The organism is Agrobacterium sp. LMR679 (assembly GCF_027157905.1).
GTDB lineage: Bacteria > Pseudomonadota > Alphaproteobacteria > Rhizobiales > Rhizobiaceae > Agrobacterium > Agrobacterium leguminum.
Genome location: NZ_JAPVOJ010000002.1, coordinates 985806 through 1005397, shown reverse-complemented (window position 1 = coordinate 1005397; position 19592 = coordinate 985806). Strand labels below are relative to the sequence as shown.

General features: G+C 60.1%; 17 protein-coding genes. 7 read left to right on the top strand and 10 right to left on the bottom strand.

Going from position 1 to position 19592, the window contains the following annotated elements; all coding sequences use genetic code 11:
* The first annotated feature begins 1 nt into the window (after position 1).
* The gene (locus O3W47_RS15585; protein ID WP_269314096.1) at positions 2-418 is read left to right on the top strand and encodes an RNA-binding S4 domain-containing protein; all 417 of its coding nucleotides are present in this window, start codon (positions 2-4) and stop codon (positions 416-418) included.
* A 158-nt stretch (positions 419-576) separates the two neighbouring features.
* A complete protein-coding gene (fdxA, locus tag O3W47_RS15580) occupies positions 577-915 on the top strand; it encodes a ferredoxin FdxA (RefSeq protein ID WP_003520294.1) in 339 nt (112 codons plus the stop codon).
* Between the two features lie 75 nt (positions 916-990).
* Here fdxA and holA read toward each other — a convergent pair whose 3' ends face one another.
* Genes holA through leuS form a run of 3 tightly spaced genes read right to left on the bottom strand, consistent with a single transcriptional unit; the run spans position 991 to position 5208 of the window.
* The gene (holA, locus tag O3W47_RS15575; RefSeq protein ID WP_137452611.1) at positions 991-2028 is read right to left on the bottom strand and encodes a DNA polymerase III subunit delta; all 1038 of its coding nucleotides are present in this window, start codon (positions 2026-2028) and stop codon (positions 991-993) included.
* Positions 2029-2039: 11 nt separating this feature from the next.
* Entirely contained in the window at positions 2040-2585 is a 546-nt protein-coding gene (gene lptE, locus O3W47_RS15570) for an LPS assembly lipoprotein LptE (protein ID WP_269314846.1), read from the bottom strand.
* A complete protein-coding gene (leuS, locus tag O3W47_RS15565) occupies positions 2578-5208 on the bottom strand; it encodes a leucine--tRNA ligase (protein WP_269314095.1) in 2631 nt (876 codons plus the stop codon). Before leuS ends, lptE begins: the two co-directional genes overlap by 8 nt.
* A gap of 193 nt (positions 5209-5401) precedes the next feature.
* Between leuS and O3W47_RS15560 the strand changes: the two genes are divergently transcribed.
* Positions 5402-6061, top strand: a complete 660-nt coding sequence (locus O3W47_RS15560) for a YggS family pyridoxal phosphate-dependent enzyme (RefSeq protein WP_170985809.1) — start codon at positions 5402-5404, stop codon at positions 6059-6061.
* A 59-nt stretch (positions 6062-6120) separates the two neighbouring features.
* On the opposite strand, the gene O3W47_RS15555 is transcribed toward O3W47_RS15560, so the two are convergent.
* A complete protein-coding gene (locus O3W47_RS15555) occupies positions 6121-6822 on the bottom strand; it encodes a DUF1013 domain-containing protein (protein WP_003520299.1) in 702 nt (233 codons plus the stop codon).
* Between the two features lie 231 nt (positions 6823-7053).
* Here O3W47_RS15555 and acs point away from each other — a divergent pair, with 231 nt between their 5' ends.
* Entirely contained in the window at positions 7054-9009 is a 1956-nt protein-coding gene (gene acs, locus O3W47_RS15550; RefSeq protein ID WP_003520300.1) for an acetate--CoA ligase, read from the top strand.
* A gap of 106 nt (positions 9010-9115) precedes the next feature.
* Here acs and O3W47_RS15545 read toward each other — a convergent pair whose 3' ends face one another.
* The 6 genes from O3W47_RS15545 to O3W47_RS15520 all read right to left on the bottom strand — a co-directional run bounded on the left by O3W47_RS15545 (position 9116) and on the right by O3W47_RS15520 (position 15637).
* Positions 9116-10123: a TRAP transporter substrate-binding protein gene (locus O3W47_RS15545; RefSeq protein WP_127756499.1), complete on the bottom strand. Its 1008-nt coding sequence runs from the start codon at positions 10121-10123 to the stop codon at positions 9116-9118.
* A 39-nt stretch (positions 10124-10162) separates the two neighbouring features.
* Positions 10163-11440 (bottom strand): TRAP transporter large permease, encoded by a 1278-nt coding sequence (locus tag O3W47_RS15540; protein WP_080815533.1) that lies wholly within the window; start codon positions 11438-11440, stop codon positions 10163-10165.
* Between the two features lie 4 nt (positions 11441-11444).
* Complete coding sequence (locus tag O3W47_RS15535; RefSeq protein WP_080815535.1) at positions 11445-11975, bottom strand: TRAP transporter small permease; 531 nt, start codon at positions 11973-11975, stop codon at positions 11445-11447.
* A gap of 21 nt (positions 11976-11996) precedes the next feature.
* On the bottom strand, positions 11997-13157 hold the full coding sequence (locus O3W47_RS15530) for a fumarylacetoacetate hydrolase family protein (protein WP_269314094.1): 1161 nt from the start codon (positions 13155-13157) through the stop codon (positions 11997-11999).
* A gap of 200 nt (positions 13158-13357) precedes the next feature.
* Positions 13358-14074, bottom strand: a complete 717-nt coding sequence (locus tag O3W47_RS15525) for a FadR/GntR family transcriptional regulator (protein ID WP_269314093.1) — start codon at positions 14072-14074, stop codon at positions 13358-13360.
* A gap of 117 nt (positions 14075-14191) precedes the next feature.
* Positions 14192-15637 carry an FAD-binding oxidoreductase gene (locus O3W47_RS15520; protein WP_080815539.1) on the bottom strand — a complete coding sequence of 482 codons (1446 nt, stop codon included), beginning with the start codon at positions 15635-15637 and terminating at the stop codon, positions 14192-14194.
* Positions 15638-15836: 199 nt separating this feature from the next.
* Here O3W47_RS15520 and denD point away from each other — a divergent pair, with 199 nt between their 5' ends.
* From denD to O3W47_RS15505, 3 genes are read left to right on the top strand one after another with little or no spacing between them, the layout of a single operon-like run.
* Positions 15837-16823, top strand: coding sequence for a D-erythronate dehydrogenase (denD, locus tag O3W47_RS15515; RefSeq protein ID WP_137452616.1), 987 nt, complete (start codon positions 15837-15839; stop codon positions 16821-16823).
* On the top strand, positions 16820-17722 hold the full coding sequence (locus O3W47_RS15510; RefSeq protein ID WP_262534195.1) for an NAD(P)-dependent oxidoreductase: 903 nt from the start codon (positions 16820-16822) through the stop codon (positions 17720-17722). The genes denD and O3W47_RS15510 overlap by 4 nt, the downstream gene beginning before the upstream one ends.
* Positions 17723-17731: 9 nt before the next feature.
* Positions 17732-19516 carry an IlvD/Edd family dehydratase gene (locus tag O3W47_RS15505; RefSeq protein ID WP_137004095.1) on the top strand — a complete coding sequence of 595 codons (1785 nt, stop codon included), beginning with the start codon at positions 17732-17734 and terminating at the stop codon, positions 19514-19516.
* The last annotated feature ends 76 nt before the right edge of the window (positions 19517-19592 follow it).

Genomic DNA, 19592 nt, shown 5'->3' with positions numbered 1-19592 from the left:
CATGGGAAGCAACGAACAGCCACTGGAAAGCACGCGTCAGCGTCTGGACAAGTGGCTGTTCTTTGCCCGCATGGCCAAATCCCGTTCGCTTGCCCAGAGCTACATTCAGTCGGGCCACGTCAAGGTTAACGGTATTGCCATTCGCCAGTCCAGCCATGTGGTGAAGGCGGGCGACAGGCTGGAGATCGGCTTCGAGCGGATGGACAAGGTGCTCGTCGTCAAGTCCGGCGGAACACGGCGTGGACCCTATGAGGAAGCCCGACTTCTCTATGATGACGAGACGCCGCCACGGGAACCTTCCGACAGGCTGACACCTCTCGAGCAGGCATTGCGTCAGCCGGGCAGCGGGCGTCCCACTAAAAAAGAGCGCAGGGCGCTCGACAGGTTTCTGTCTGACAGCGACGGAAGCAGAGATTAGAATAAACCTCTAGGTCGCCCCCGTTTTTCAGAATTGTTTATCCTTGCTATCTGTAAGCAAAGGCATTACGTCACTTGCGAAATTGCCCTGTCTGAATTCCGGGCGACGGCTTGTGTTCCGAAGCCCACAGACCCGGCCTGCATATTCTGGAGTTCATCATGACATATGTCGTGACCGACAATTGCATCCGCTGCAAATATACCGATTGCGTTGAGGTCTGCCCCGTCGACTGCTTTTACGAGGGCGAAAATTTCCTCGCGATCAATCCCGATGAATGCATCGATTGCGGTGTCTGCGAACCGGAATGTCCCGCCGAAGCCATCAAGCCCGATACGGAGCCGGGTCTCGACAAATGGCTGAAGCTCAATGCCGAATACGCGGCAATCTGGCCTAATATCACGATCAAGCGCGACCCGATGCCGGAAGCCAAGGAAATGGACGGTGTCGAAGGCAAGCTCGAGCTTTATTTCTCCGCCGAGCCCGGACAGGGCGACTGAGTTTTTACGGCCTGACGGCGAAACCATGATTTAAAAAGCCCTCGCAGCAGCAGCGCGAGGGCTTTTTGCTGGGCCTTATCCGCCGCGGCCGGATTGCAGCGTGGTCGACAGCAATGTCAGAAGGGCCACGCTTTCCTCCAGGCTTTGCCGCTGACGGCTTTGCAGGATGGCGGCCTGCAGACGGTTCATCTCGCGGGCTATCGCCGCTGGCTGCCAGGTTCGCAGCGCTCTTTCGATGATGGGTTTTCTGCGGAAATGGATGTGGCGTCCAAGTGTCTGCATGACCTGACCGGCCTGCAGTTTTTTCTCATCCATTTCGGCCCGCATCTGGTCGAGCAACTGGAATTGCTTGAGGCACCCCTGGAGCACAAGAAAGATCGGGGTCTTCGAAGAGACGATCTTCTGCGTCGCGTGAAAAAAGGCGTTTCTGTCGCCTTTCAGAATGGCATCTACGGCATCGTCTGCGGAAACCGTGCTGGCGTCTCCGATGATCGCCAGCACATCGTCTTCCTCGACCACGTCGGCTCCACGGCAATAGAGCGCCAGCTTGCGGATTTCGTTGCGCGAGGCGATGCGGTCACCACCCAGGGATTCGATTAGCCTCTGTCTTGCGGCTGGCGCAATGCGCAGATTATCGGCGGAGAGTTCCTGATCGATCAATGCGTTCAATGAGCGCGCATCGTCGGCATAACAGGGAATCGCGGCGATGGAGCGCGCCGGTTCTGCGATCTTGCGCAGCCCCGTACCCTTCTTGATGTCGCCTGCTTCGATGATGAGGAAGCTCGCTTCCGGCGGTGTCTCGGCAAGAATCTGGAGCGCATCCACCAGCGCCTTTTCGGCCGAAGCACCTTTGACCCAGACGAGTTTTTCACCGCCGAAAAGGCCGATGGCATTCACCTCGTCGAGCAGACGGCCCGGGTCGCCCTGCAGATCGGACGCGGTCAGTTTCAGCGATGCGAAAGCGTCATCGGGATCGATACCGGTCTTTTTGGCGATGACGCCTGCGCGTTCCGACACGAGACCGCGATCCGGGCCGTAAAGGACGAAAACGCGAAAGCGCTCCGCCGGATTTTCGGCGAAGCGCTCAAATTCATGGGACTTTATCTCCGTCACGGCCGCCGCTCTCAGCGGCCGAGCGTGGCGGCGATATCGGTGCGGATGATTTCAGCCAGTTCCCGGGCCGCACGGTTCTCGGCGTCGCGGGTTGCCCGGATCTTGGCGAATTCCTGCTGCGGCAGGTCCACCTGCGCCGTCACACTACGCCGTGCAGAGCGCAGGATTTGACCGTCGGAAACGCGTGTCAGCACATATTGACCGCTCATCACGACACGACCGGGGTAAGGGCCATCGTAATTGTTGTTCGCGCGGGTCGTCAGGTCGTAATTCTGCACTTCCGTTGACGTGGCGCTCGAGCTTACGGAAATCTTGACGTTATATTGCGCCGTGGCGGGTTCGCCAGCGCCGCCGGACATCAGAAAGATCAACTGGTTGCGGACTTCCTGCCCAACTCTGCCGCCGGTCTCGGAGACGCTGACGGCCGCCAGTCTTTCCTTGGTTCCGGAAGCTTCCCCATAAAGCGGGCGCACCTGGCAGCCTGCCAGAAGACCGGCCATCGTCACGACGGAAATCGCTGCCGCGACGCGGCCCCATCTTGAAAAAACGTCAGACAACAATGTTCACAATCCTCTGCGGAACCACGATGACTTTCTTGGGCTCGCCACCGGCAAGAATGGATTTGACGGCATCCAGCGCAAGGGCGGCCGTGCGGACCGCATCTTGATCCGCATCGCGCGCAATTGTCAATTCGCCACGCTTCTTGCCGTTGACCTGCACGGGCATGACCACATCGTTTTCCTCGACCAGCGAAGCGACGAAGGCCGGCCATGGCGTCTGGGCCACGAGGCTCGTATTACCCAGTGCGGACCAGCATTCTTCCGCCAGATGCGGCGTCATGGGGGCAATGATGCGGATGAGGATTTCGACGGCGTCGCGCGCGGCCGCCTTGACGTCATCAGGCTTGCCGCCAGAAGCAACATCGGCGAGCGGGCCGGCCAGCGCATTGACCAGTTCGTAGATGCGGGCGATGGCCTTGTTGAAGGCGAGCTTGTCCAGATCTTCCTGAACGGCCTTCAGCGTCTTGTGCGCCGCCTTGGAGGCCGCCAGCCCTTCGCCTTCGGTCGCAGGCTTCGGCTGGACGGTTCTCAGTTCTTCCGCCGCTTCGCCGATGATGCGCCAGACACGCTGGACGAATCGGTTTGCGCCTTCCACCCCGGCTTCGGACCAGATGACGTCACGATCGGGCGGAGAGTCCGACAGCACGAAGAAGCGTGCGGTATCGGCGCCGTATGATGCGATGATATCGTCGGGGTCGACCACGTTCTTCTTCGACTTCGACATCTTTTCGATGGAGCCGATCTTCACCTCTTCGCCGGAAGAGAGCAGGAAGGCGCGGCGCGTGCCGTCGTTTTCCTCGATCCTCAGTTCGGCCGGCGGCACCCATTCGCGTGCGGTGCCTTCGCCGCGGCTATAGGTCTCGTGCACCACCATGCCCTGCGTGAATAGGCCCTTGAAGGGTTCCTTGACGCCGACATGGCCGGTTTCGCGCATGGCGCGGGTGAAGAAGCGCGAATAGAGCAGATGCAGGATCGCGTGCTCGATGCCGCCGATATACTGGTCAACCGGCAGCCAGTGATTGGCGACCTTCGGATCGGTGGGTGCGTCTTCCCACGGCGCGGTGAAGCGGGTGTAATACCAGCTGGAATCGACGAAAGTATCCATCGTGTCGGTTTCGCGGCGCGCGTCATGGCCGCATTGCGGGCAGGAGACATGACGCCAGGTGGGGTGCCGGTCCAGCGGGTTGCCGGGCACATCGAAAGTCACGTCGTCGGGCAGCTTGACCGGCAGGTCCTTTTTCGGAACCGGAACGACGCCGCAGACTTCGCAATGGATGACCGGGATCGGGCAGCCCCAATAACGCTGGCGGGAAATGCCCCAGTCGCGCAGGCGGAAATTGACCTTGCGCTCGGCCTGCGGCGTGTTGCCCAGCGTCTGCGCAGAAAGCTTCTGCGCCATCGCCTCAAAGGCGTCAGCCGTCTTCATGCCGTTCAGGAAGCCGGAATTGATCATCACGCCGTCATCGGTGAAGGCGGTATCATCGATGGTGAAGTTTGCAGCATCGGGGCCTTCAGGGGCGACGACGGCCACGACCGGCAGGCCGTATTTGCGGGCGAAATCCAGATCGCGCTGGTCACCCGACGGGCAGCCGAAGATCGCGCCGGTGCCATAGTCCATCAGCACGAAGTTGGCGACATAGACCGGCAGTTCCCAGCTGGGATCCAGCGGGTGCACGACCTTGACGCCGGTATCGATGCCCTTCTTTTCAGCCGTTTCGAGCGCTGCGAGCGAGGTGCCATGGCGGCGGCATTCGTCGCAGAACTCGGCAATCACCGGATTGTTCGCGGACAGTTCTCTCGCCAGCGGATGGTCGGCGGCAATCGCCAGGAAGGATGCGCCGAACAGGGTGTCCGGTCGCGTCGTATAGACGGTGATGTCGGAGAAACCTTCCGGCACTGTCCCGGCAACCGTCTGCCATCGCAGCGACAGGCCTTCGGAGCGGCCGATCCAGTTCTTCTGCATCAGGCGCACTTTTTCCGGCCATTGGTCGAGCGTATCCAGCTCGTCCAGCAGGTCCTGGCTGAAATCGGTGATGCGGAAGAACCATTGCGTCAACTCGCGCTGCTCGACCAGCGCGCCGGAGCGCCAGCCGCGACCGTCGATCACCTGCTCATTGGCGAGAACCGTATGGTCGACCGGGTCCCAGTTGACCTTGGACTGCTTGCGATAAACCAGGCCCTTTTCCATGAAATCGACGAACAGCGCCTGCTGGCGGTGGTAATATTCCACGTCGCAGGTGGCGAATTCGCGGGTCCAGTCCAGCGACAGGCCCATGGATTTCAGCTGACCGCGCATGGTGGCGATGTTCTGGTAGGTCCAGTCCTTCGGGTGAACCTTGTTCTGCATGGCGGCGTTTTCGGCAGGCATGCCGAAGGCGTCCCAGCCCATCGGGTGCAGGACGTTGAAGCCGCGCGCGCGCTTGTAGCGGGCGACCACGTCGCCCATGGCATAGTTGCGGACATGGCCCATGTGGATGCGTCCCGACGGATAGGGAAACATCTCCAGAACGTAATATTTCTCGCGCGGATCGCTGTTGTCGGTGACGAAAACCTTGTCTTCGTTCCATTTCTGCTGCCAGCGCGGCTCGGCGTCGCGAGGATTGTAACGTTCGATGGCCATTGTTTAGAATTCCGGGTATCGAGGGGAAAAATTTGCGCTGACCTTCACCATGAAACGACCGGGGCGTCAAGTTTGGCGGGGCATTCGGGCGTTCAATCTTGGCCAGCGTGCCTCAAATGGTGCTAAACCCGCTTGGCATCAAGGCAATCGGCGTCTAGTTAGCGTTGCGAATGGTTCAAATGAAGGTCTTGTGATGGAAATCGAAGCACGTCTCGAGGATGTCAGGCAGCGCATTGCCGATGTTGCGGAAAAATCCGGACGCAAGGCGACGGATGTTGCCCTCGTCGCGGTCTCGAAGACCTTCGAGGCGGAGGCGATTCAGCCGGTCATAGATGCCGGCCAGCGCGTGTTCGGCGAGAACCGCGTGCAGGAAGCGCAGGGCAAGTGGCCAGCGCTGAAAGAGAAGACGCCTGATATCGAGTTGCATCTGATTGGCCCGCTACAGTCCAACAAGGCGGCGGATGCCGTGGCGCTGTTTGATGTGGTGCAGAGCGTCGACCGGGAGAAGATCGCCCGCGCGCTTGCCGAGGAATGCGGCAAACAGGGTCGCAGCCTTCGTTTTTATGTGCAGGTCAATACCGGGCTTGAGCCGCAAAAGGCGGGCATCGATCCGCGTGAGACAGTTGCATTCGTCGCCTTTTGTCGGGATGAGCTGAAATTGCAGGTCGAAGGACTGATGTGCATTCCGCCGGCGGATGAAAATCCGGGTCCGCATTTTGCGCTTCTGGCGAAGCTTGCCAAACAATGTGGGCTTGAGAAGCTTTCCATGGGCATGTCGGGCGATTTCGAAACTGCCGTGGAATTCGGCGCAACGAGTGTCCGTGTAGGCTCGGCGATCTTCGGTACGCGATAAGGCTGCAAATAAAAAACCCGGCGCTGAGGCCGGGTTTTCAAACTCTAAAAGACGTTCGATCAGTAGTGATCGTCCTCGTCTTCGTCCTTCTGCGTAGACTTCAGCGAGCTGAGCTTCTTGAAGACCGCATCGGCGTCGATCTGCTCGTCTTCCTCGCGCTGGAAGCTGTAGTCCAGGCCTTCCGTCGCCGTTGCCGGCTGCAGCGTATTGTCGAGTTCTTCCGCGGTCGGAAGCGGACGGCCGCGCGATGCGCGTTCGACCTCGAGGTCGAGATCGATCTGGCTGCAGAGGCCGAGCGTCACCGGGTCCATCGGCGTCAGGTTGGCCGAGTTCCAGTGGGTACGGTCGCGAATCTGCTCGATGGTGGATTTCGTGGTGCCGACGAGACGCGAAATCTGCGCATCCTTCAGTTCCGGGTGGTTGCGAACGAGCCAGAGAATGGCGTTCGGACGGTCCTGACGCTTGGAAACCGGGGTGTAGCGCGGGCCGCGGCGCTTGGATTCCGGTACGCGAACCTTCGGCTCGGAAAGCTTGAGCTTGTGGTTGGGATTGGCTTCGGCGCGGGCGATCTCGTCGCGGGAGAGCTGTCCGGTTGCAATCGGATCGAGACCCTTGATGCCCTGTGCGGCTTCACCGTCGGCAATCGCCTTGACTTCAAGCGGATGCAGTTTGCAGAACGTGGCGATCTGATCGAACGACAGCGCGGTGTTGTCAACCAGCCATACAGCCGTAGCCTTTGGCATGAGCAATTGTTGAGCCATAGATACAGTCCTTCTGTCCGTCCGCGCCGGTGTCGCGGGCCGTGGGTATCAACCACTAATTTCCGGGATATGGGGGCTCTATAGCCGCATTGCATCAGAATTGCAATTCTTTGCGAAACAAATGACCTTTGTCTAATTGCCGTGCGGATTTGAACTGCTATGAATTCAACACATGCCTGAGGTGGGAGTCTCGGGCCACGTCATAAGCCATATCGGTTCCAGGAGGAGTTCATGTCTGCCAAAATCTACCCGGTTCTCAAATCGGCGAAGGCCCGCACGCTCATCGACAATGAGCGTTACCAGAAATGGTATCAGGAGAGCGTCGAGGATCCGGAAAAGTTCTGGGACAAGCACGGCCGGCGGATCGACTGGTTCAAGCCCTATACCAAGGTCAAGAACACGTCTTTCAAGGGCAGGGTGCCGATCAAGTGGTTCGAGGACGGCCTGACGAACGTTTCCTATAACTGTATCGACCGGCATCTGAAGACGCATGGCGAGCGCACGGCGATCATCTGGGAAGGCGACAACCCCTATATCGACAAGAAGATCACCTATAACCAGCTCTATGACTATGTCTGCCGTCTGGCGAATGTGCTGAAGAAGCACGGTGTCAAGAAGGGCGACCGCGTCACCATCTATATGCCGATGATACCCGAAGCGGCTTACGCGATGCTCGCCTGCGCTCGCATCGGCGCCATCCATTCCGTCGTGTTCGGCGGGTTCTCGCCGGAAGCGCTGGCGGGCCGCATCGTCGATTGCCAGTCCACCTTCGTCATCACCTGCGATGAGGGCGTGCGCGGCGGCAAGCCGATCCCGCTCAAGGAAAATACCGACAAGGCGATCGATATCGCCGCCAAACAATATGTCATCGTCAACAAGGTTCTGGTGGTGCGCCGCACCGGCGGCAAGACCGGCTGGGCGCCCGGCCGCGATATCTGGTACCATCAGGAAATCGCTACCGTGAAGCCGGATTGCCCGCCGGTGAAGATGCGGGCGGAAGACCCGCTATTCATCCTCTATACGTCCGGCTCCACCGGCAAGCCGAAAGGCGTGTTGCACACAACGGGCGGCTACCTCGTCTATACGTCGATGACGCATGAATATGTCTTCGACTACAAGGATGGTGAGGTTTTCTGGTGTACGGCCGATGTCGGCTGGGTCACCGGCCATTCCTATATCGTCTACGGGCCGCTTGCGAACTGCGCGACGACGCTGATGTTCGAAGGCGTTCCCAATTTCCCGGATCAGGGCCGCTTCTGGGAAGTCATCGACAAGCACAAGGTCAATATCTTCTACACCGCGCCGACGGCGCTCAGATCGCTGATGGGGGCGGGCGACCAGTTCGTCCAGCGCTCCTCGCGCGAGAGCCTGCGGCTTCTCGGCACGGTCGGCGAGCCGATCAATCCGGAAGCATGGGAGTGGTATTACCATGTGGTCGGTGAGGACAAGAGCCCGATCGTCGACACCTGGTGGCAGACGGAAACCGGCGGCATTCTCATTTCGCCGCTGCCGGGCGCGACCGACCTGAAACCGGGTTCGGCCACAAGGCCGTTCTTCGGCGTGCAGCCGCAGCTCGTCGATGCCGAGGGCAATGTGCTGGAAGGACCCGCCGACGGCAATCTCTGCATCATCGATAGCTGGCCGGGCCAGTCACGCTCCGTCTATGGCGATCATCAGCGCTTTGTCGATACGTATTTCTCGACCTACAAGGGCAAGTACTTCACCGGCGACGGTTGCCGGCGTGACGAGGACGGCTATTACTGGATCACCGGCCGCGTCGATGACGTGCTGAACGTTTCCGGTCACCGCCTTGGCACCGCCGAGGTGGAATCGGCGCTGGTGTCGCACCACCTCGTTTCGGAGGCGGCCGTGGTGGGCTACCCGCATGCCATCAAGGGCCAGGGCATTTATTGTTATGTCACGCTGATGGCGGGCCAGAATGGCGACTATGCGCTGCGCGAGGAGCTGGTGAAGCACGTGCGCAACGAGATCGGACCGGTTGCGACACCCGACAAGATCCAGTTCGCGCCGGGCCTGCCCAAGACCCGCTCCGGCAAGATCATGCGGCGCATCCTGCGCAAGATCGCCGAGGACGATTTTGGTGCGCTGGGGGATACGTCGACGCTCGCCGATCCGGCAGTGGTCGAAGACCTTATCGCCAACCGGCAGAACCGCACTGCGTCCTGATCTTCTGGAAAGGCTGCTTCGGCAGCCTTTTTCCACCTGTGATTTTCACAAACAAAAACACCCGGAGGCGGAACCTCCGGGTGTTTTCAATTGTATCCGGCAAGGATTACTGGCCGCGGATCTTCTTCAGGTCCGCCAGAACGGCGTCGACGACGTCTGCACCGATCTCAGCCTTGTGCTTTTCGTAGACGACCATCGACTTTTCGCGGATACGGGTCTGTTCTTCTGTAGACAGCGTGTTCACTTCGAGGCCGGCAGCCTTGATCTTCTCCAGCGACTTCTGGTTCAGTTCGCGGATGACCTTGCGCTCTTCGTCGCGGCCGACGACTGCGCATTCACGCAGGGCGGCCTGTTCTTCGGGCGTGTAGCTGTCGAAGATCGGCTTGGAGAAGAGGAAGAGGAACGGCGTATAGGCGTGGTTCGTCTCGGTGATGTACTTCTGCACTTCGTAGAACTTGGAGGTGTCGATCGTCACATAGGGGTTTTCCTGCGCGTCGATCGCGTTGGTTTCCAGCGCCGAGAAGACTTCGCCGAAGGCCATCGGCGTTGCATTGGCGCCGAGGTTCTGGAAGGTGTCGAGGAAGATGTTGTTCTGCATCACGCGAACCTTGAGGCCTGAGAAGTCTTCCCACTTGTTCACGGCATGCTTGGAGTTCGACAGGTTGCGGAAGCCGTTTTCCCAGTAGGCCAGGTTTACGAGGCCCTGTTCTTCCAGCTTCTTGTTCATCATGTCGCCGAAGGCGCCGTCCATGACGGCATCGGCTTCCTTGGCGTTGGCGAAGAGGAACGGCAGGTCGAAGACGCCGAGCGACGGGATGAGACCGACGAGGGGCGAGGACGACGTCACGACGGCTTCCTGAACGCCGGAGCGCAGGGCCTGGGTTGCCTGAAGGTCGCCGCCGAGAGCGCCGCCCCAGAATGCCGTCAGCTTCAGCTTGCCGCCGGACTTGTCGTCGAGGCAGGCCTGCATGGCCTTGATGCCGTTGCCGACCGGATGATCCTGGTTGATACCGTTCGAAACGCGGATATTGCGGCTGTTGAATTCGGCCATTGCCGGAGCTGCGGCGCCAACGGCGAATGCGATTGCCGTGGTGGTCAGAAGAAGCTTTCTCATAATATCCTCCCTTGGATTGTGTTCGAGAAGCAGGTTGCATTAACGAAGATACTGCAGCGGTACGAGGACGATGTCCGGGAAAATCACCAGCAGCGCCAGGACGATGGTTTCGGCAACGAGGAACGGCCAGACGCCGATCGTGACCTTGCCGAGCGGGATGCGGCCGACGCCGCTGACGACGTTGAGAACCACGCCGACCGGAGGGGTAATCAGGCCGATGGCGTTGTTGATGATGAAGAGAACGCCGAAATAGACCGGGTCGATGCCCGCCTGCTTGATGATGGGCATCAGAACAGGCGTGAGGATCAGGATGGTCGGCGTCAGGTCGAGCGCGGTGCCGACGATGAAGACCAGCACCATGATGACGACCATCAGCAGCATGGGACGATCGATCAGCGGCTCGATATAGCTTGCGACTTCGTTCGGAATGTTCGCTGCCGTGATGAGCCATGCGGAGACGAGCGCTGCGCAGACGAGGAACATGATGATCGAGGTGCTCTTGGCGGCGCGCAGAAGCACGTGGAAGAGATCCGCCGGCTTCAGTTCGCGGTAGATCACCATGCCGACGAAAAGCGCGTAGGCGGCCGCCACGACGGCGGCTTCCGTCGGCGTCATGATGCCGGCCTTGATGCCGCCCAGAATGATGACGGGCATGCCGAGCGCCCAGCCGGCACGCGCGGTGGCGACGAGACGTTCCTTGGCGGTGGTTTTCGGCAGCGGCTTGATGTTGTCCTTGCGCACCACGATCAGCCAGGCGACGATCAGCGAAATGCCCATCAGAATGCCGGGAACGATACCTGCCAGGAACAGCTGGGTGATCGAGACGTTGGCGGCGACACCGAAAACGATGAAGGCCATGGACGGCGGAATGACCGGGGCGATGATGCCGCCTGCGGCGATGAGGCCGCCCGAGCGCGGAATATTGTAACCGGCCTTGGCCATCATCGGGATGAGGATTGCGGCAAGAGCTGCGGTATCGGCTGCCGCCGAACCGGAGATGCTGGCCATGATGATGGCTGCGACGATGGCAACGATGCCGAGGCCGCCCCTGATATGGCCGACGCAGGCAATGGCGAAATCAATGATGCGGCGCGACAGGCCGCCGGAATTCATCAGTTCGCCAGCCAGAATGAAAAAGGGAATGGCGAGCAGCGTGAAGGTGTCTGCGCCCGAAATCATGTTCTGGGCGATGATCGCGGTGTTGAACATGCCCATGTACCACATGAGCACGACGCCGCAGAACATCAGCGAGAAAGCGACGGGAACGCCAATCGCCATGGCTCCCAGCAGAGAGCCGATAAAAACGAGAAGTGTCATGGTATCAGCGCTCCGAAAGCTGTTCGATCGTCAGGTTCTCGCCCGCGAACTGGGCGATTTCGTCTTCCGTGACGCGACCCGTCAAAAGACGGTACAGGCGCTCCAGCGCGATGATGAACATCAGTCCGCCGGTGAACATGCCGACGCCATAGACCCAGATCATCGAAAGCTTGGTGACCGGTGCATGCATGCTGGCATTGATGCCGGACTGCTTCCAGGTGCCCCAGAAGAAGATGGCGGAACAGGCCAGAATGATGATGTTCGACGCGATCATGCAGACGATGCGGGCGCGACGGGAGAGAAACATCACGAGCGTTTCGATGCCCATGTGGCTGTTCTCACGGAAGGTCAGCACGGCGCCGATGAAGGTCAGCCAGACGAAGAAATAACGCGACAGTTCTTCCGAGACGTTGATGCCGGAATTCATCGTATAACGCATGACGACGTTGACGAAGACCATGATCGACATGCCGGCGAGCAGCAGGACGAGAATGATTTCGAGAATCCGGTAAAAGAGATTGATGGTCTTTTGCATTTTCCCCTCCCGAAGAAATATCTAGAGCAGTCCTCGTTTCGCCAGGTTGTGCATCAGGGCCGCGGTGCCGAATGTCCATTCCGGGCATTCGTCGGTCGTGGTGACCCAGTTGATCAGCTTACCGAGCTTGGGCGTGGAGATTTCGACACGGTCACCCTTTGAGTGGGTGAAACCGAGGCCTGGGCCATGGCGATCCTTCACCGGCGCGAACATCGTGCCAAGGAAAAAGACGGCGCCGTCAGGATATTGATGGTTACGGTTCAAGAGCTGCGAAGCGAGGTTTTCCGGCGTGCGGCTGATCGCCTCCATGGGGCTGACGCCCGTCATGGTGAAACCGTCTTCGCCCTCGACCAGAAGCGATATCTGCGACTTCTTCACATCTTCAATGGTGAAGTTGCCGTCGAACAGGCGGATAAAGGGACCGATTGCGCAGGATGCGTTATTGTCCTTCGCCTTGCTGAGCAGCAGGGCGGAGCGGCCTTCAAAGTCGCGCAGGTTGACGTCGTTGCCAAGCGTCGCGCCGACGATGCGGCCATCGGAGGTGATGGCCAGCACCACTTCCGGCTCCGGGTTGTTCCACTGCGATTTCGGATGAACGCCGATCAGCGCGCCGCAGCCGACGGAAGCCATGGCTTGCGCTTTGGAGAATATCTCCGCATCCGGCCCGATACCCACTTCCAGATATTGCGACCAGAGGCCCATTTCCTGGAGCAGTTTCTTCACTTCGGCAGCTTTTTCGGAACCGGCCTCAAGTCCCTTGAGATTGTCACCGAGAACCGGCGCCAGCCTTCCGCGAATTTCCTGCGCACGCAGCGGATCGCCCTTGGCCTGTTCCTCGATCACGCGTTCCAGCATGCTGTCGGCGAAGGTGACGCCGGCGGCCTTCACGGCCTGAATGTCGTTGGGAGCAAGGAGTTCGCCGGCGGAACCGTCCAGAAAAGCTTCCAGTGCGCCGAGTGCGACGAAAGTGCCGGTGTCGGCGAGCTGCTCAACCAGATCCGTCTTTTCCAGAAGTTCGGACATGGTTGGGGAAATCGAAGTGAGGTCATAAAGCACGCCGCCCTTCAGCAGGACGGGGCAGGGGCCGCCTTCGCTCTTCGACCAGACGCGGCCGACGAGCAGCGCGTTTTCGAAATCTTCAGGCAAAATTGCGGTAGCGTCGATGGACCTTGTACCGGTCATATAGTCCTCCCCTTCAGCATCCGACAGGCCGCCTCCTGCGGTCTTATTGTCTGGATGTCTGACAACCTAATCCCATTCTTCTTAGTATGACTTTTGCTACGAGTCTAGCGGCCTCGCCGACAAAATTATCGTGTTTCGCGTCTCAATTCCCGGAAAGTCGTAAACCTGTCGTATAGCTTAGCCGGCGTGTTCATTTCTGCTCAGAAGATATCCAGTTCGAGATTGACCCGGCTGGCTGCGCCGATCAGGTGCTTGCGCATGGCGTTCTTGGCGGCAGTGGCATCGGCCTTCTCGACGGCTTCGTAGATTGCCACATGTTCGGCGATCGTCACTTCGAGAATTTCACCAAAAACCGCACGAGAAAAAGCAATGTTTATGGCGGAGCTGATGCGTTCCGCGATGAAGCCGAGGAACATCAGGAAATATTCGTTCTCAGTCGCTTCCGCCAGAATGCGATGGAAGTCGAGATCGGCGGCAACGCCTTCCGTCGACCAGTCATCGGCGGTTTTCATCTTTTTCAAGGCTGCCGCCAGCCGCGTCAGCTGCTGCGGGCTGCGGTGCAGTGCGGCCAGCCCCGCCGCCTCTATTTCCAGCGGCATGCGAAGCTGGAAAAGATCGCGAAAATTTTCCGGATCGTTCAGCCGCGACCGTTCGATGCGGATGGACAGTCTTTGCCGGGGATCTGTGACGAATGCGCCCACGCCCTGCCGGGTTTCGACAAAGCCCTCGTTGCGCAATTGCGCGATCGCTTCGCGGATGACCGAACGGCTGACGCCGAAGGTTTTCGCCAGAACATGTTCGGTCGGCAGCCTGTCACCCGGTCCGAGCTTCGAATCATTGATTTCGCGCGCAATCTCCGCGGCGATCCGGCCGGGCAGATGGTCGTTGCGATGTATCTGATTGAACTCCAGCGTCATGGTTGCTCCCGTTCCACAGAAACGATTGGTTCGTTTTCCCGCGGCAGGCGACTTCCTCCTTCGCCGTCAGCGGGGTTTTCAAAGGCGGCGTTTTCGGCCGCCTTTGCCGTTCCTCGATTAGCTATCCGGTTGCAGGGTTATCTGGCAACCGGGATTCATCCGCAAATCAGGGTCGAAGGTGTTTTTCAGGCCGGTGATCATCCGGCGCTGGACGTCGGATAGCCGGCTTTCGAAATCGGAGCGTTTCAGGCGGCCGATGCCGTGCTCGGCGCTGATGCTGCCGACGTAACGGTCGAGGACCTCGTTAACGAGTGTCTTGGACTTGTAAATGAAGGCGTCGCGCTCTTCCGGTGTCGAACCGTTCGGCGGCAGCACGTTGAGGTGGACGTTGCCGTCTCCGACATGGCCATAGGAAACCGCCAGGCACTCCGGCAATTTTTCCGCCAGTTCCGCCTCGGCTTCGGCCACGAAAGCCGCGAGTTTCGACAAAGGTACGGAAATGTCGGTACGCATATGCGCGCCGCGCAGCGCCTGGCCCTCGTTCATGCCTTCGCGGAACAGCCAGAGCGATTGGGCCTGTGCCCGTGAAGAAGCGATCACGCCGTCCAGCACCAGCCCGTCTTCCATCACGCCCTCTAGGAAGCGTCCCATCAGGTCGGCCGTGTCCACCAGACCGGAGCCTGAAATTTCCATCAGCACATAAGCGGGGTAATCGCCGGCAATCGGCATTTTCAGGTCGGGGATCGCTTCGATCGCCAGCGTGAAAGCGACAGGCGGCATGAATTCGAAGGCGGACATCAGGTCGCAGCATTCGCGGCGTGCGCGTCGGTAGAGCTTGATGGCATCGTCAAGCGAATTGAGGCCGAGCAGTGCCGTTTCGACATGTTCGGGATTGGGGTAAAGCTTGACAGCAACGGCGGTAATGATGCCGAGCGTTCCTTCCGCGCCGATGAAGAGCTGCTTCAGATCGATTCCGCGATTGTCCTTGCGCAGCGTCGACAGCCCGTTCCAGATGGTGCCATCGGGCAGGACCACTTCCAGACCCAGCACCAGTTCGCGCGTCATGCCGTAGCGCAGGACATTGATGCCGCCGGCATTGGTGGAGACGTTGCCGCCGATGCGGCAGCTGCCCTGTGCGCCGAGCGACAGAGGGAAGAACATGCCCTTGTCCTCAACCGCATCCTTGAACTCCGAGAGAATGCAGCCGGCCTCCACGACGGCGGAAAAATCGTCGCTATCTATTGTGCGGATGGCGTTCATGCGCTCGAGGCTCAATACGACCTGATGCTTGGGGGCATCGGGAATGCCGCCGAGCACCAGTCCGGTGTTGCCGCCCTGGGGGATGATGGCAAGGCCGAGTTCCGCGCAGGCGCGAACGGTGTCGGAGACTTCCTTGGTCGAGCGGGGGCGGATGACGGCCACGGCCGAGCTGGTGACATCGCCGTGCCAGTCGCGGCAATAGCGCAGCATGTCTTCCTGCGATGTCAGCAGCAAAGCCTCGCCGAGCCTGTTCTTCAACGAGAACCGCAATTCCTCGATATCGGTTTCGCTCACGATTGTCATTCCACCCTCTCCGTCCAATCCGCCCTAAATTTCCGGACAGGGCTGTTTCGCCCTTGCTTTTGCCGGTTTGTGAAAAAATACTATTTTCAATCCGATCATATAAGGTTATCAGACAACCTTACAAGCTAATTTATCGGTCGACTGGCCGATGGTGTTTTTTCGGTCTCGGGAGAATGGCCGGGACAAAGAGGAGGAAGACATGCATATCGCAATCATCGGCGCCGCAGGCATGGTTGGCCGCAAGCTGACGCAGCGTCTCGTCAAGGATGGATCGCTCGGCGGCAAGCCAATCGACAAATTCACGCTCATCGACGTGTTCCAGCCCGAAGCGCCCGCCGGTTTTTCCGGTAAGGTCGATGCGCGTGCCGCCGATCTCTCCGCGCCGGGTGAGGCCGAAAAGCTGATTGAAGCCCGCCCCGATGCCATTTTTCACCTCGCCGCCATCGTCTCCGGCGAAGCCGAGCTCGATTTCGACAAGGGCTACCGCATCAACCTCGACGGCACGCGCTATCTCTTCGACGCCATCCGTATTGCCAATGGCAAGGACGGCTACAAGCCACGCGTGGTCTTCACCTCGTCTATCGCCGTCTTCGGTGCGCCGCTCCCCTATCCGATCCCGGATGAATTCCACACCACGCCTTTGACCAGCTATGGCACGCAGAAGGCGATCTGCGAATTGCTGCTGTCCGATTACAGCCGTCGCGGTTTCTTTGACGGCATCGGCATTCGCCTGCCGACCATCTGCATCCGTCCCGGCAAGCCGAATGCGGCTGCCTCCGGCTTCTTCTCCAATATCCTGCGCGAGCCGCTGGTCGGGCAGGAAGCGGTTCTGCCGGTGCCGGAAAGCATTCGTCACTGGCATGCCTCGCCGCGTTCCGCCGTCGGTTTCCTTATCCATGGCGCAACGATCGACGTCGAAAAGGTCGGCCCGCGCCGCAACCTGTCGATGCCCGGCCTCAGCGCCACCGTCGGCGAACAGATCGAAGCGCTGCGCAAGGTCGCGGGCGAAAAGGCCGTTGCCCTCATTCGCCGCGAGCCGAACGAGATGATCATGCGCATGTGTGAAGGCTGGGCCCCCGGTTTCGAGGCCAAGCGCGCCCGCGAACTGGGCTTTACGGCTGAAAGCTCGTTCGAAGAGATCATTCAGGTTCATATCGAGGACGAGCTGGGAGGTTCGCTGAAATGAGTGTCGACCGGGAGGAGAAGAAGCGGTCTGTCGCCTTTATCGGCACTGGCCTGATGGGCGGGCCGATGGCCCGGCGTCTGCTGGGCGCCGGCTTTTCGGTCACGGTCTGGAACCGCAGCGTCGATAAGGCCGAGGCGCTGGTTGCCGATGGCGCGGTTGTCGCGGCATCGCCGGCGGAGGCCGCCAGCGGCGCCGATATCGTCATCACCATGCTGAGCGACGGCAAGGCGGTAGGCGAGGTGCTGTTTGCGGCAGGCGTGGCCGAAGCGCTGAAAAAGGGTGCGGTCGTCATCGACAGCAGCTCGATTGCGCCGCCGATTGCGCGGGAACATTCCTCCCGGCTTGAGGCGCTCGGCATTCATCATGTCGACGCGCCGGTTTCCGGCGGCGTGCCGGGCGCGACTGCCGGTACGCTTGCGATCATGGCGGGTGGCGATGAGGCGCTGATCGCGGGTCTTGCGGATGTTTTCGCACCGATGGGCCGCCTCACCTACGTCGGTCCCTCGGGGGCCGGCCAGCTCTGCAAGCTTGCCAATCAGCAGATCGTCGCCATCACCATCGGCGCGGTTGCCGAGGCGATGATGCTGGTGGAAGCGGGTGGCGCATCCCGCGAAGGGTTCCGCAACGCCATTCGCGGCGGTTTTGCCGAAAGCCGAATCCTGGAACTGCATGGCGAGCGCATGGTGAAGCGCAATTTCGTGCCGGGCGGTCCCTCCAAGTTCCAGCTCAAGGATCTGAATGGCGTGCTGGCGACGGCAAAGGATCTGTCTCTCAACCTGCCGCTTACCCAGCAGGTGACGCGGGAATTCGACGACTTCGTTGGTGACGGTGGTGCCGATATCGACCATAGCGGCATCCTGCTCTACCTCGAAAAACTCAATAACCGGGAACAGGGCTAAGGCAGGCTTATGAGCGACGAGAAGACACCGATGCGCCGCCTGCGGTCGCAGGACTGGTTCGACAATCCTGACCATCTCGACATGACGGCGCTCTATCTCGAGCGCTTCATGAATTACGGTGTGACGCCGGAAGAGCTTCGTTCCGGCAAGCCGGTCATCGGCATCGCACAGAGCGGCAGCGACCTGACGCCCTGCAACCGCGTCCATGTGGAACTGGTCAAGCGGGTGCGGGACGGCATCCGCGATGCGGGCGGCATTCCCATCGAGTTTCCGACCCATCCGATGTTCGAAAACTGCAAGCGCCCGACGGCGGCGCTCGACCGTAATCTTGCCTATCTCAGCCTCGTGGAAGTGCTTTACGGTTATCCGCTCGACGGCGTCGTTCTGACCACGGGTTGCGACAAGACCACGCCTTCGGCACTGATGGCGGCAAGCACGGTCGATATTCCGGCCATCGTGCTTTCCGGCGGGCCGATGCTCGACGGTTATCATGACGGCGATCTGGTCGGTTCGGGCACCGTCATCTGGCGCATGCGCCGTAAATACGGTGCTGGCGAAATCACCCGCGAGGAATTCTTGCAGGCGGCGCTCGAATCCGCTCCTTCCGTCGGCCATTGCAATACCATGGGCACCGCTTCCACGATGAATGCCATGGCGGAGGCGCTCGGCATGTCGCTCACCGGCTGCGGTGCGATCCCGGCCGCTTACCGTGAGCGCGGCCAGATGGCCTATCGCACCGGCCGCCGCGCCGTCGAACTGGTTGTCGAGAACATCAAGCCTTCCGACATCATGACACGCGAGGCATTTTTGAACGCGATCCGCGTCAATTCGGCAATCGGCGGTTCCACCAATGCCCAGCCGCATCTCGCAGCGATGGCGAAACATGCGGGCGTTGAGCTTCGCGAGGAGGACTGGCAGGTCCACGGTTACGACATTCCGCTCATCGCCAATGTCCAGCCGGCCGGCAAATGGCTGGGTGAGAAATATCACCGCGCCGGCGGCACGCCCGCCATCATGTGGGAGCTTCTCAAGGCGGGTAAGCTCGACGGAAACTGTCCGACTGTAACCGGCAAGACCATGGCGGAAAACCTGGAAGGCCGGGAATCCACCGACCGTGACGTGATCCTGCCTTATGACAAGCCGCTGAAGGAACGCGCCGGTTTCCTCGTCCTCAAGGGCAACCTGTTCGATTTCGCCATCATGAAGACGAGCGTGATTTCGGCGGAATTCCGCCAGCGTTATCTGAGCGAGCCGGGCCGCGAGGGCATTTTCGAAGGCAAATGCGTGGTGTTCGATGGTTCGGAAGACTATCACGCCCGTATCAACGACCCTTCCCTCGATATCGATGAACGCACCATTCTTGTCATTCGCGGTGCGGGGCCGCTCGGCTGGCCAGGTTCGGCTGAGGTCGTCAACATGCAGCCGCCGGATGCGCTGTTGAAAAAGGGCATCACCAGCCTGCCGACGATTGGTGACGGCCGGCAGTCGGGAACGGCGGACAGCCCGTCCATCCTCAACGCCTCGCCGGAAAGTGCCGCAGGCGGTGGGCTGGCATGGCTCCGCACGGGCGATGTCATCCGCATCGATTTCAATGAGGGCGAGTGCAATGCGCTGGTGCCGGATGACGAGCTTGCCGCCCGCAAGGCTGACGGCATTCCCGCTGTTCCCGCGGATGCGACGCCATGGCAGCGCATCTACCGCCAGTCGGTGACCCAGCTTTCCGATGGCGCGGTTCTGGAAGGGGCCGCGGATTTCCGCCGGATCGCCGAGAAGATGCCCCGGCACAATCATTGATCACATAGGACAAAAATCCCCGGCCACGTCCGGGGATTTTTCTTTTCCGGGCGGTTTCGCAATTGATTGCGACCTC

Coding starts and splice junctions, on each gene's coding strand:
- O3W47_RS15585 (WP_269314096.1), top strand. CDS start 2: ATGGGAAGCAACGAACAGCCACTGGAAAGCACGCGTCAGCGTCTGGAC.
- fdxA (WP_003520294.1), top strand. CDS start 577: ATGACATATGTCGTGACCGACAATTGCATCCGCTGCAAATATACCGAT.
- leuS (WP_269314095.1), bottom strand. CDS start 5,208: ATGGCCATCGAACGTTACAATCCTCGCGACGCCGAGCCGCGCTGGCAG.
- O3W47_RS15560 (WP_170985809.1), top strand. CDS start 5,402: ATGGAAATCGAAGCACGTCTCGAGGATGTCAGGCAGCGCATTGCCGAT.
- O3W47_RS15555 (WP_003520299.1), bottom strand. CDS start 6,822: ATGGCTCAACAATTGCTCATGCCAAAGGCTACGGCTGTATGGCTGGTT.
- acs (WP_003520300.1), top strand. CDS start 7,054: ATGTCTGCCAAAATCTACCCGGTTCTCAAATCGGCGAAGGCCCGCACG.
- O3W47_RS15545 (WP_127756499.1), bottom strand. CDS start 10,123: ATGAGAAAGCTTCTTCTGACCACCACGGCAATCGCATTCGCCGTTGGC.
- O3W47_RS15540 (WP_080815533.1), bottom strand. CDS start 11,440: ATGACACTTCTCGTTTTTATCGGCTCTCTGCTGGGAGCCATGGCGATT.
- O3W47_RS15535 (WP_080815535.1), bottom strand. CDS start 11,975: ATGCAAAAGACCATCAATCTCTTTTACCGGATTCTCGAAATCATTCTC.
- O3W47_RS15530 (WP_269314094.1), bottom strand. CDS start 13,157: ATGACCGGTACAAGGTCCATCGACGCTACCGCAATTTTGCCTGAAGAT.
- O3W47_RS15525 (WP_269314093.1), bottom strand. CDS start 14,074: ATGACGCTGGAGTTCAATCAGATACATCGCAACGACCATCTGCCCGGC.
- O3W47_RS15520 (WP_080815539.1), bottom strand. CDS start 15,637: ATGACAATCGTGAGCGAAACCGATATCGAGGAATTGCGGTTCTCGTTG.
- denD (WP_137452616.1), top strand. CDS start 15,837: ATGCATATCGCAATCATCGGCGCCGCAGGCATGGTTGGCCGCAAGCTG.
- O3W47_RS15510 (WP_262534195.1), top strand. CDS start 16,820: ATGAGTGTCGACCGGGAGGAGAAGAAGCGGTCTGTCGCCTTTATCGGC.
- O3W47_RS15505 (WP_137004095.1), top strand. CDS start 17,732: ATGAGCGACGAGAAGACACCGATGCGCCGCCTGCGGTCGCAGGACTGG.